General features: G+C 70.8%; 7 protein-coding genes, 1 pseudogene and 1 riboswitch. Of the genes and pseudogenes, 5 read left to right on the forward strand and 3 right to left on the reverse strand.

Translation table 11 applies throughout. The features are described from left to right. The 3 genes and pseudogenes from N790_RS16755 to N790_RS15420 form a co-directional block, all read right to left on the reverse strand. Window positions 1-291, reverse strand: a pseudogene (locus N790_RS16755) (homoserine O-succinyltransferase MetX); the annotation flags it as partial. An 82-nt stretch (window positions 292-373) separates the two neighbouring features. Further along, window positions 374-492, reverse strand: a riboswitch (SAM riboswitch). 73 nt (window positions 493-565) lie between these two features. Further along, window positions 566-3,874 carry a bifunctional diguanylate cyclase/phosphodiesterase gene (locus N790_RS15415; protein WP_156970106.1) on the reverse strand — a complete coding sequence of 1,103 codons (3,309 nt, stop codon included), beginning with the start codon at window positions 3,872-3,874 and terminating at the stop codon, window positions 566-568. Beyond that, window positions 3,871-4,896: an ABC transporter substrate-binding protein gene (locus N790_RS15420; protein WP_052385994.1), complete on the reverse strand. Its 1,026-nt coding sequence runs from the start codon at window positions 4,894-4,896 to the stop codon at window positions 3,871-3,873. Before N790_RS15420 ends, N790_RS15415 begins: the two co-directional genes overlap by 4 nt. A gap of 98 nt (window positions 4,897-4,994) precedes the next feature. Here N790_RS15420 and N790_RS14550 point away from each other — a divergent pair, with 98 nt between their 5' ends. From N790_RS14550 to N790_RS14575, 5 genes are all read left to right on the forward strand, one after another. Continuing rightward, window positions 4,995-6,113: a hypothetical protein gene (locus N790_RS14550; protein WP_043805418.1), complete on the forward strand. Its 1,119-nt coding sequence runs from the start codon at window positions 4,995-4,997 to the stop codon at window positions 6,111-6,113. 30 nt (window positions 6,114-6,143) lie between these two features. Next, the gene (locus N790_RS14555) at window positions 6,144-7,748 is read left to right on the forward strand and encodes a peptide chain release factor 3 (RefSeq protein WP_043805419.1); all 1,605 of its coding nucleotides are present in this window, start codon (window positions 6,144-6,146) and stop codon (window positions 7,746-7,748) included. Between the two features lie 163 nt (window positions 7,749-7,911). Then, window positions 7,912-10,182, forward strand: coding sequence for a YVTN family beta-propeller repeat protein (locus tag N790_RS15425; protein WP_169742194.1), 2,271 nt, complete (start codon window positions 7,912-7,914; stop codon window positions 10,180-10,182). A 140-nt stretch (window positions 10,183-10,322) separates the two neighbouring features. Beyond that, on the forward strand, window positions 10,323-11,708 hold the full coding sequence (locus N790_RS14565; protein ID WP_169742195.1) for a hypothetical protein: 1,386 nt from the start codon (window positions 10,323-10,325) through the stop codon (window positions 11,706-11,708). A 132-nt stretch (window positions 11,709-11,840) separates the two neighbouring features. Further along, window positions 11,841-12,527 (forward strand): hypothetical protein (locus tag N790_RS14575; RefSeq protein WP_156970107.1); only part of this gene is annotated, 687 nt, incomplete at its 3' end.

Below are 12,527 nucleotides of genomic sequence, written 5' to 3' on the forward strand. Positions count from 1 at the left end.
GCGCCGGCGGGTGGTGTCGATGGCGCGGCCCGGGCCCACCTGCGCCGGCCACCAGCCGGGGTTCGCGGCGTCGCCCGCCACGTGGCGGCCGGCGGAGATGCCGCCGGCCACCACGGTCACGGGTGCGTCGGCCGGACCCTGCCATTCGCCGCGCAGCACCACGCGGCGCGGGCCGGCGTGGCGCATCGCCAGCGGCAGCTCGAACACGAAGCGGCGCGCCGGGCGCGCAGGCGTGGCAAAGGGGACCGGCGTTTCGGCCGGTTCGGCGTGGGGGGCGGTGCTGAGGCTCATCGTCGGCTCCTGGGTGGTCTGGCCCCAAGGAGTTCCGGCGGCGGAAAGGTGTCGTGCGCCCCCGCGGCGCGGGGAACGGTACGACCCATCTCTCGGCGGACACGAAGTCCCCGCAGGAATTGGCACCTTCATGCGCGATTGCTCGTGCATGGGTTGCCCCGGCGTCATTGGGCCTACCCCCTCAGCCGGTCTCGATGGGATTGCGGCGCCAAGCTTGCCCCTGCCGGCGACGGCTGTCAATCCCTTCATCCGCATGAAGCGATGGATGCCGGGCTCAGGTCCGGTATTTGGCCAGCAGGTCGGCCTCGGCCAGCGGGCGGTCGTAGAGGTAACCCTGGGCGTCGTCGCAACCCAGCGCGCGCAGGCGCTCGGCATCCTCGGCCTGCTCCACGCCCTCGGCCAGGGTGTTGAGCCGCAGGCTGCGCGCCAGCGCGATCACCGTGCGCACGATGCCCTCGGCGGGCCCGGGCACGCGCAGGTCGCGCACGAAGGACTGGTCGATCTTCAGGCGGTCCAGCGACAGCCTCCCCAGGTAGGCCAGCGACGAATAGCCGGTGCCGAAATCGTCGATGGCCACCCGCACGCCGCGCTCGCGCAGCGCGGCCAGCAGGCTGATGGTGGACTGCACGTCGGCCATCAGCATCGATTCGGTGATCTCGATCTCCAGCAGCGCCGGCGCCAGCCCCGACGACTCGAGTTCGGACAGCACCTGCGGCAGGAAATCGGCGCGGCGCAGCTGGCCGGTGGCGATGTTCACCGACACCGGCACGGGCGGCAGGCCGGCCGCGTGCATGCGCACCGCCGCCTGGCAGGATTCGCGCAGCATGAAGTCGCCGATGGCGGCGATCAGCCCGGCCTCTTCCGCCACCGGGATGAATTCACCCGGCGGCACCACGCCACGCTCGGGGTGCCGCCAGCGCACCAGCGCCTCCAGGCCCACCAGGCGTCCGTCGGCCAGCGCCACCTGCGGCTGGTAGACGGCGAACAGCTCGCGCCGCTGCAGGGCCAACCGCAGCTGCGATTCCAGGGTGAGCCGGCGCAGGCTGGCGCCGGGCTGGCGCGGCGAATACACCGCCAGCCGGCGCTCGCCTTCGCTGCGCGACAGGTTGAGCGCGGCGGTGGCCGACACCAGCAGCAGCTCGGCCTCGGTGCCATGCTCGGGCGACAGCGCCAGGCCGGCGCTAAGCCCCAGCACCAGCCGCTGGCCGGCGATTTCGAAGGGCTGCTGAAGGTCCAGCTGCAGCTTGTCCACCACGGCGCGCGCCTCGGCCTCGCCCGCGCCCGGCAAGGCCACGGCGAATTCGTCGCCGGACACGCGCGCCAGCGTGCTGCCCTCGCCGAACACCGCCGCCAGGCGCCCGGCGAGCATTTTCAGCACCTCGTCGCCGGTGCCGTAGCCGAGCGATTCGTTGACCTGCTTGAAGCGGTCGATGTTGAAGAGGAGCACGGCCAGCCGCGGCTGCGCCCCGGCCAGGCGCGCGGCGACGAATTCGCCGAAGCTGCGGCGGTTGGGCAGGCCGGTGAGCGGGTCGGTGCGGCTGAGTTCCTCGATGCGCGACTGCACCTGCTTTCGCTCGGAGATGTCGATGAACTGGCCCAGGTAGTTCACGCGCCCGCCCTCGTGGCGGATGCGGGTGATGGCCAGCCACTCGGGGTATACCTCGCCGCTCTTGCGGCGGTTCCAGACTTCGCCTTCCCAGCGCCCGCGCTGGGCGATCTCTTCCCACATGCGCTGGTAGAAGGCCTCGTCCTGGTGGCCCGAGGACAGCATGGACGGGGGCCGCCCCACGGCTTCTTCCGCGGTGTAGCCGGTGACGCGTTCGAAGGCGCGGTTGACGCTCAGGATCACGCCGTCGCCGTCGCAGATCAGGATGCCCTCGTGGCTGTTGGCGAAGGCGTCGGCGGCGATGCGCAGCTGTGCTTCGTCCCGGCGCTGCTGGGTCATGTCCAGGTGCACGCCGGCCAGGCGCAGCGGCTGGCCCTGCGTATCGCGCTCGAGCACCATGCCGCGCGAATGGATCCAGGCCCAGTGGCCCTCCGCGTGGCGCAGGCGCATGTCGATCTCGAAGTGCTTGATGGCCGGGTCGGCCAGGCGGGCGTAGGCGCGTTCGAGCAGCGGCGCGTCTTCGGGGTGCAGGCGCTCGCGCCAGGTCGTGGCCGCCTCGGCGTCGCGGTGCGGGTTCAGGCCCAGCATTTCGAACCAGCGTGCGTTCGCGCGCATTTCGCCGGTGCCCAGGTGGTTTTCCCAGGTGCCCAGCGCGGCGGCATTGAGCGCCACGGTAAGCCGGTGTTCGGCGTCGGCGGCCAGCTGTTCGCGTTCGCGCAGGATGATCCCGGCGCTGATGTCGGCGGCGGCGCTGGTGATGGCCACCAGGAAGTCGGTGTCGAAGCGGTGGGGTTCGCGATCGGCCAGGATCAGCACGCCCAGTTTCTGCCCCATCTCGACCAGCGGCACCACCACCGCCGCGCGCAGGCCGAGGGCGCCCATCTGCACCATGGTCGCGGTCGGCCTGGCCTCGCTGGCCAGGTCGTTGTGCACCTGGGTTTCGCCCGTGTGCAGGGCGCGCACCGTGGGACGGTCGGCGTCGGCCGGGTCGTCGAGGTCGGCGTCCGGGAAGCGGTTGCGTTCGGGATCGAAGCCCACCAGGGTGGCCTGCACCAGCGTGTGGCCGTCGGGCTGCAGGCGCATCAGGCCGGCCATCGTGTAGCCGCCTTCCTGCACCAGGATGCGGCAGATTTCCATGCCCAGCGCGCTGCGGTCGGTAAGGCGCTGCGCCGCCAGGCTGGCCTGGCTGACGGTGCGCAGCAGCCGCGCCTGCCGGCGCACCCGCGCCGAAGCCTGCTCGATCTCGCGCGCCACGTCGGCCAGCTCGTCGCCACCGCGCACGCCGGTGTCCAGCGGTTCGCCCTCGAACCACAGGCGGGCGGCGGCGGCCTGCAGCTTGCGGGTGCGCTCGGTCCAGGCGGCGCGCAGCAGCAGCCACAGCACCAGGGTGAACGCCAGCACCCCGGCGGCATTGCGCAGGAAGCGGCGCCCGGCTTCATGGCGGAGCCTGGCCGTCACCGGGCCGGCGTCGGCCTCCACCACCAGCATGGCGTAACGGGTGGGATCGACGCCCACCAGCACTTCCTGCGACAGCGCGATCGCCGGCGTGTTGCCTGCGAACAGCGCCCGGCCCGAATTGCCGGCAAAGGCGGCGGAGGCAAGCGCCCCGCGCACCGCCGCCGGGCGGGCCGCCAGCAGGCTGCCGAAGTCCTTGCCGACGTCGCGGCGATGCAGCGAGGACAGCACCTTGCCGTCGCCATCCACCACCCAGGCCGCGGCCACGCGCGGGTCCACCGCCAGCCCGCCCACCAGGCGCGCGGTGCCATGGCGGATGCCGAGCTCGGCCTGCGAATCGATGCGGCGAGCCTGCGCCCACAGCACGCGGCTGACGTCCTCGGCCACGTCCGCGCGCGCCGAATCGTCGATGCGTCCCAGGATGACGAACAGCTGCACCGCCAGTGCCGCCACCGACAGCACCAGCAGCATCGTCGGCAGCATCACGCGGGCGGGCCGGGCGGTGAGCGCGCGGACGATCACGGCGCCTCCCCTGCCGTGGCGCCGGACAGCGCGGCTTCCACGAACCGGGCGTCGACGATGGCCGGGGGCACCCGCAGGTCGGCGCCCAGCGGGCCTTCGCGCAGGATCGCGGCCAGGGCGTCGATGGACGACTGCATCGGCGAAGGCGAGCCGGCGAAGAAGCGGCGGCTTTCGCCCAGGTCGAAGAAGGCGATGCCCGACAGCGCGTGCCGGTAGCCGTCGTCGTCCACGCGGCCGTCGGCGGTGAGCAGGGCCAGCGGCAGCGCATCGGGCTTGCGGAACGCGGCGACGCTGCGGTCCCAGGCCTTCAGCAGGGCCACCACGTCGTCGCGGCGGGACTCGAGCACGTCGGTGCGCGCCACCAGCACGTCCAGCACCAGGCCGGGATGGCTGGCGGTGCTGAACAGGGGCACCGCGCCTTCGGCTTCCAGTTCGGACAGGAAGGGTTCGTAGACCACGGCGGCGGCGGCGTCGCCCTCGCGCCAGCGCCGGGCCAGGTAGGACGCCTGCACCTGCGACTTGCGGATGTCGAGCTGCGACAGCCCGCCTTCGGCCAGGGCGCGGTCGAGGATGAGCTGGCCGACCGCGGTGTCTTCCAACAGCACGCGCTGGCCGCGCAGCTGCGCCAGGCTTTCGATGCCGGGGCGCGCCACCAGCGCGTCGGCGCCGCGCGAATCCGACAACACCGCCAGGATGCGCAGGTCGACGCCGTCCGAGGCCAGGCGGATCGCCTCGTCCAGGGTGAAGCCGGCCAGGTCCACCATGCCTTCGCGCAGCAGCTGGGTGGATTCGGTGTTCGACACCGACTCCACCAGGCGCACGGACTCCGGCAGGTCGTTGGTTTCGCTGGCCAGCACCAGCGGTTCGTAGCCGATCCAGGGCCCCACCGCCACCCGCAGCGCCGGCGGCGGCGGCGGCGGCGCCAGCCAGGCCACCAGGGCCATCATCCCGGCCACGGCCAGCACCAGGGGCAGGCCCCAGACGACGGGTTCGAAGCGGGTGCTCAGCTCGCGCAGCGACATGTCGGTGGCTTTCCCCTTTGGCCCTACGGTAGCCGCTTGCCCGCCGGCCGCCAATCGGGGATTGACGCGGCGCGGGCCGCCTTGCGCATACTTCCGGAATGAACCGAATTTTCCGTTGCGCCCTCCCCGCCCTGGCCACGCTGCTGCTGGCTGCTGGCTGCGCCACCACCAGGCCCGCCCTGCCCGACCCGTCGTCCCGGCCCATGCCGCGGGTGTTCGGCGCCGAGGCGGCCGCCGTGCCCGAAGCCTTCCTGACGCCGGCGCGGCCCGAGGACGAAATCGATTCGGTCGCCACCTGGACCGCGCCCGACGGCGCCACCTGGCTCATCGCCACGGCCAAGGAAACCCACCGCCTGGTCGTGTACGACGCCGACACCGGCGAACACCGCCTCGATTTCGGCGGCCCGGGCGACGGCCCCGGCCGGTTCAACCGGCCCAACGGCATCGCCACCTTCGGCGACCTGCTGTTCGTGGTGGAACGCGACAACCACCGCGTGCAGGTGCTGCGCCTGCCCGACTTCAGGCCCGTGGCCCTGGTCGGCGCCGACGTGCTGCGCAGTCCCTATGGCCTGTGGCTGCGGGAGACCGCACCGGGCGAACTGGAAATGCTGGTCACCGACAGCTTCATGGCCGACTACCGCATCCAGCTGCTGCCGCCGATGGACGAACTCGACGAGCGCGTGAAGCGCTTCCTCATCGACGTGCAGGGCGACGCGCTGGAGGCCCGGCTGGCCGGCCAGTTCGGCGACACCACCGAGGAAGGCGCGCTGCGCATGGTGGAATCGATCGCCGGCGACCCGATGCACGACCGCCTGCTGATCGCCGAGGAAGACCTGCGCGTGGGCACCACCCTGCGCGTGTATGACCTGGCCGGCCGCTACACCGGCCGCAACCTGCCGCGCGAGCGCTTCAAGGCCCAGGCCGAGGGCGTGGCGCTGTGGGCCTGCCCCGACGGCAGTGGCTACTGGGTGACCACCGACCAGAACAGCGACCTGACCGTCTTCCACGTGTTCGACCGGCGCGAGCTGGGCTACCTGGGCAGCTTCACCGGCGAAAAGGTGGCGCTCACCGACGGCATCTGGCTGCACGCCGCCGCCACCCGGGCCTTCCCCTACGGCGCGCTCTACGCCGCCCACGACGACGAGGGCGTCGGCGCCTTCGACTGGCGCAACATCGCCACCGCGCTGGACCTGCGCCAGGACTGCCAGCCGGACTGAGCCGGGCCCGGCGGGTATAATCGCCGGCTTATGTCCGAACACCTGACCCAGACCCGCCGCCGCCGCACGTTCGCGATCATTTCGCACCCCGACGCCGGCAAGACGACCCTCACCGAGAAGCTGCTGCTGTTCGGCGGCGCCATCCAGATGGCCGGCTCGGTGAAGGGCCGCAAGGCCGCCCGCCACGCCACCTCCGACTGGATGGCGCTGGAAAAGGAACGTGGCATCTCGGTCACGTCCTCGGTGATGCAGTTCCCCTACGAGGGCCGCATCGTCAACCTGCTCGACACCCCGGGCCACGCCGACTTCGGCGAGGACACCTACCGCGTGCTCACCGCCGTGGACAGCGCCCTGATGGTGATCGACGTGGCCAAGGGCGTCGAGGAGCGCACCATCAAGCTGATGGAGGTCTGCCGCCTGCGCGACACGCCCATCATGACCTTCATCAACAAGCTCGACCGCGAGGGCAAGGAGCCCATCGAGCTGCTCGACGAAGTGGAGCGCGTGCTGGGCATCCAGTGCGCGCCCATCACCTGGCCGATCGGCATGGGCCAGCGCCTGAAGGGCGTGGTGCACCTGGTGAGCGGCGAAGTGCACCTGTACGAACAGGGCCGCAACTTCACCCGCCAGGACAGCACCATCTTCGCCTCGCTCGACGACCCGGGCCTGGCCGCGCGCATCGGCGGGCAGATGCTGGCCGACCTGCGCGACGAGCTGGAACTGGTGCAGGGCGCCTCGCACCCCTTCGACAAGCAGGCCTACCTGGACGGCCGCCAGACGCCGGTGTTCTTCGGCTCGGCGGTGAACAACTTCGGCGTGCAGCCGCTGCTCGACTTCTTCGTCGAACACGCGCCGTCGCCGCAGCCGCGCGCCACCACCCGCCGCGAGATCGCGCCGGAGGAGGAAACCTTCTCCGGCTTCGTCTTCAAGATCCAGGCCAACATGGACCCGCAGCACCGCGACCGCGTGGCCTTCCTGCGCGTGTGCTCGGGCAAGTACGAGGCGGGCATGAAGGCCTTCCACGTGCGCAGCGGCAAGGAAGTCAAGCTGGCGAACGCGCTCACCTTCATGGCCTCCGACCGCGAGATCGTGGAAACCGCCTACCCCGGCGACGTGATCGGCCTGCACAATCACGGCACCATTTCCATCGGCGACACCTTCACGGCGGGCGAGTCGCTGGGCTTCACCGGCATCCCGAACTTCGCGCCGGAACTGTTCCGCCGCGCCCGCCTGCGCGACCCGCTCAAGCTCAAGCAGCTGCAAAAGGGCCTGGCCCAGCTGTCCGAAGAAGGCGCCACCCAGTTCTTCCGCCCGCTGATGAGCAACGACCTGATCCTGGGCGCGGTGGGCGTGCTGCAGTTCGACGTGGTGGCCTACCGCCTGAAGGACGAATACGGCGTGGACGCCAGCTTCGAGCCGGTGTCGGTGGCCACGGCCCGCTGGGTCAAGGGCGGCACGCCGAAGAAGCTCGAGGAGTTCCGCGAGAAGAACGCCATGAACCTGGCCGTGGACGCCGCCGGCCAGCTGGTCTACCTGGCGCCCTCGCGCGTGAACCTGCAGCTCACCCAGGAGCGCTGGCCCGACTTCGAATTCGCGGCCACCCGCGAGCACGCCCAGGCGCTGTCGGTCGAATAAGCCCCGCCGGGACCGGCCCACTGAGAAAAAAACAATTGGACAGCCGGTTCCTGAACCGGCACCCTCCCGGTTGGCGTTTCGGGGGGAACGTCATTCTGGTGGCGTCTTGCCGCCATGCGTTGCGTCGTCATCCCCCCGGCGATTCTTTCCACAGGGGATGACCATGATGCGTTTTCTGATGTCCGTACTGCTGCTGCTCGGCGCCACCCAGGCCGCCGCCCAGCCTTATGCCTACGTGCCCAACGCGGGCTCCAACGACGTGTCGGTGATCGATGCGGCGACCAACACGGTCATCGCGACGGTCCCGGTGGGTACGCAGCCCTGGGGCGTGGCGGTGACGCCGGACAGCTCCCGGGCCTACATCGCCAACCTGGTCACCAACAACGTCTCGGTGATCGACACCGGCACCAACACCGTCATCGCCACGGTGGCCGTGGGCGTCCAGCCCTATGCCGTCACCGTGAGCCCGGACGGTGCCGAGGCCTGGGTCATGAATGCCGGCTCGGGCAGCGTCTCCGTGATCGACACGACCACCAACACGGTCGTCGACACCATCGCCGGCTTCAACTTCCCGATCTTCAGCGACTTCCTGCCGGATGGTTCCCGCGCGCTCATCGCCAACCGCGGCACGGCCGAAGTGCTGGCCGTCGACACCACCACCCGCACCGTCGTGCAGACCTATGCGGTGGGCGCCAACCCGATCACCGTGGCCGTCGCCCCGGACGGCGGCAAGGCCTATGTCGCCCATGACATCGGCGCCGCGGTCAGCGCGATCGACCTGGGCACCAGCACCGTCGGCACCGTGCCCGGCACCACGAATACGGCCGCCGTGGCTTTCCTGCCCGACAGCTCGCGCGCCTACGCGACGAACTATGCCTCGGGCGAGGTTTATGCCATCGATGCAGCCACCGATACGCTGGCCGCCACGATCCTCGGCATGTCCAGCCCCCTGGGCGCCGCCGTCACCCCGAGCGGGGCTTTCCTGTACGTGGCCGACCGCAACACCAACAGCGTGGCCGTGATCGACACGCTGACCAACACCATCGCCCTGACGATCCCGGTGGGCTCGCAGCCCTACTCGATCGGCGAGTTCTTCGCCCCGACTGGCTATGTCTCCCCGGGCGTGGCGCTGGATGCCTCGCCGGCCGCGCCGCGCATCTACGCCCAGGAAATCGTCGCCTCGCCGGGCAGCCCGGTGACGCTGGTGAACAACGGTTCGCTCAACCTGTCCTCGCCGCTCGGCTACAGCTTCTCGGTCGGCGAAGTGCGCTACGCGCGTTTCGAGTGCGACAACGGCCTGCGCTTCGGCAATGACTCAGTCGCCACCTACACCGGTGCCGGCGATGCCCTGCTCGGCAGCATCAACGGCCTCGGCGGCAGCGCCATGTACTTCTCCATCACCGCCAACGACAACGGCGTGGTCGGCACCGACCGCCTCATCATCGAAGGCTCGCGCCAGATCACCGGCACCACCGACGTGAACTGCACCTACAGCCTGTACGACTTCCCGTCGCAGGCCCAGGCCGGCGGCGCCAACGGCCGCGTGGCCACGGTGTCGGGCCCCTACCTGCGCTTCGTCCCCAGCTACGCGCTGGTGGTGAATTCGGAAGGCAACCCGGTGGCGGATGTCGAGTCGGACGACCCGTCCTACAGCGAGTTCGTGCTCGGCGCCCCGACCTTCGACATCCTGCTCGGCCAGGTCGGTGGCTTCAGCTACGGCACCGCCAACCAGGTCAACGGCGTGGTGCAGCCGCGCGCGCCCTCGGGCCTGCCGGTCACGCTGGCCGACCTGATGGACGCCGACACCGCGCTGGTGTTCTCGGGCAACTTCGACAGCGCCTCGGACGTGTTCTTCAGCCCGAACGCGGATTGCTCGGTGAACGTGCAGTCGGCCGACGGCTTCGACGACGTGGAAGCCGTGTTCACCATCGGCAGCAATGCCGCCATGGACCACTTCCTGTGCTTTGCCACCAACGGCGTGGCGATTCCGGCCAGCGAGTACACCGTGGCCCTGGACGCCGTGTCGGCCGACCCGGCCCTGTGGAACGTCACCGGTCGCGGCCCGCTGGACCTGGGCGTGATCACCCGCAACGGCACCGAGCTGCAGGCCCCGCTGGCGCAGGTCCCGGCCAACTACCTGTCGCGCCTGGTGCTTACCAACACCGGCTCGCAGGATCGTCCGTACGAGGTCGCGGTGTTCGGCGAGGCCGGCAACGTCATCTCCACCGCCAACCTCACCGGTTCCGTGCCGGCGGGCGGCACCAAGGTGGTCGACCTGACCAGCGTGCTGACCGGCTTCACCGCCGCTCCGCGCGCCACGCTCAATGTCACCATCTCGGGCCCGAACGGCCAGATCCAGGGCCTGTACCAGATCGTCAACCCGGACTCGGGCACGATCAGCAACCACGTGATGGTGCGGCCGGGCCTGAACTGAGCCCGGCGGGGAGCGGTCGCGGCTGAAGCCGCTCCTACAAAGGCTGTGAAGGGAGGGCCTGCGGAAGCGGGCCCTTTCCTTTTGGGGTGGACTCGGGCGGTCGGGGCGGGCAACCTGCGGTCCCGGCCCCTGATTCCCTGATGCCCATGCGCCCTTTCCGACCGAGCCTCGTCTTTTCCGCCACCCTCCTGGCCACGTCCGCCGTGCAGGCGGTGGACCTGGACGCCGCGCCGGCCGCGCCGCGCACCTACGCGGCCGAAATCATCGCCACGCCGGACGCGCCGGTGGAACTGGCCAACCCGGGCGGCGTGCTCGACCTGTCCACCCCGCTGGCCTACAACTTCTCGGTGGGCGAAGTGCGGCACGTGCGCATCCAGTGCCCGGGCATGCGCTTCGGCGACGACGCCGTGGTCAGCTACCTCGGCGGCGGCCTCGCCGGCGTGGGCGCGGTGAACGGCCTGGGCACCGACGCCATCCATTTCTCCATCACCGCCGGCGACAACGCCGTGCTCGCCGCCGACCGCCTGCTGGTCACCGGCACCCGCGCCATCACCAGCACCAACGACGTCACCTGCAGCTACGGCCTGTACGACCAGCCCTCGCAGGCGACCGGCGGCGGCATCGTGGGGCGCGTCGTGTCCCGCTCCGGGGCCTACCTGGCGTTCGCGCCCAGCTACCTGCTGCGGGTGGACAGCCAGGGCCAGGCCACGGCCGACGTCGAGGCCCTGTACCCGCCGGCCTTCAGCGCCTTCGTCACCGCCGCGCCCACCTTCAACCGCGACCTGGCCCAGCTGGGCGGCTTCAGCCACGGCACCCGCCAGTCGCTCACCGGCGGCCTGCAGCCGCTGACCGCCGCCGGCACGCCCATCACCCTGGCCGACCTGCTGGCGCCGGCCACCGCCCTGGTGTTCGAGGGCGATTTCAGCCGGGCCGCCGATGTGTACCTGAGCGCACTGGCCGACTGCTCGGTGCCGGGCCAGGCCGCGGACGGCTTCGACGAACAGCGAGCCGTGTTCACGGTGGGCGCCAACGAAGTGCTGGGGCAGTTCCTGTGCTACCTCTCCGGCGACGAACCGGTCGAGGCGGGCCACTACACCGTGTCGCTCGAGGCCGTGCCGGCCAACCCGGCCACCTACCAGGTGTCCGGCCGCGGCCCGCTGGCCCTGGGCCGCATCACCCGCAACGGCACCGAGCTGCAGGCCCCCCTGGCCGAGGTGCCGGCGCATTTCACCAGCCGCATGGTGATCACCAATACCGGCCCCCAGGGGTTCGCCTTCCGCATCGAGGTACTGGGCGAAACCGGCAATGTCATCTCCACCGGGGTGGCCTCGGGCGTGGTGCAGGCCCGCAGCACCCGGGTGCTGGACCTGCGGGACGTGCTGACCGGCTTCACGGCCGAGCCCCGGGCGGCCCTGAAGCTCACCGTCGCGGCCCCGGATTCCGTGGTCCGGGCCCTGTACCAGGTGGTCAACCCGGACGCCGGGGCCATCAGCAACCACGTGATGGTGCGGCCGGGCAGCAACTGAGCCCCCCCCTACCAGGGAGTTATGGCACCCGGCCGGGCGGAGGCATAGACTCCGCCCAAGCGCGGCCGCGCCTGGGTCGGGTGCCCTGCCCTCCCCGCCGGCCTGCGTTGTCTTCCACCCAGGGGAAAAAACATGAAGATCGGATACACCACCCAGGCTTCGCTGCTGCTGGCGGCGGGCCTCCTGTTCTCCGGCGATGCCGCCGCGCAGAGCTACATGCCGGCGGGCGTGCAGGCGAACGTGCCTGAAGCCACCGTCCTCGCCGGCGGCTGGACCGTCTGCAGCACCAACACCTTCGCCACCGCCGGCGTGCCGATGGCCACGATCCTGGCGGCATGCTCGGAAGAGAACATCATGCTGGCCTGCCGTCCGGTGGGCGATCCGAACTTCACGCTGGTGGCCGCGGCGCCGCGCGCCGACGTGTTCTTCGAAACCGGCAACCCGGTCACCAACCCGGGCGGCTACAACGTCCCGCACGATGCCAATGGCGTGGGCTGGTATTACAACGACAGCTGGTCCTACGGCTTCGCGCCGCAGGGCGAGCCGCTGTCGCGCAACTCCTGCGACACGAACGGCAGCCAGGGCAACCTGCGCATGTGCGTGCACACCGACGCGGGCGCGCTGCATCCGGTCGGCGGCTACCGCTGCGGCAACACTACGCTCAACTTCAACGCCGGCTGGGAGCACGTGATCCTGCAGGCCACCCCGATGGTCACCCTGACCGTCCCGGGCAGCAGCGCCCCGCGCCTGATCGCCGAAGAGCTGATCATCCCGCCGAACCGCACGGTCACCAACACCGGCAACCTCGATATCGAAACC

Origin of the sequence: Arenimonas malthae CC-JY-1 (assembly GCF_000747075.1) — a bacterium.
Taxonomy (GTDB): Bacteria; Pseudomonadota; Gammaproteobacteria; order Xanthomonadales; family Xanthomonadaceae; genus Arenimonas; species Arenimonas malthae.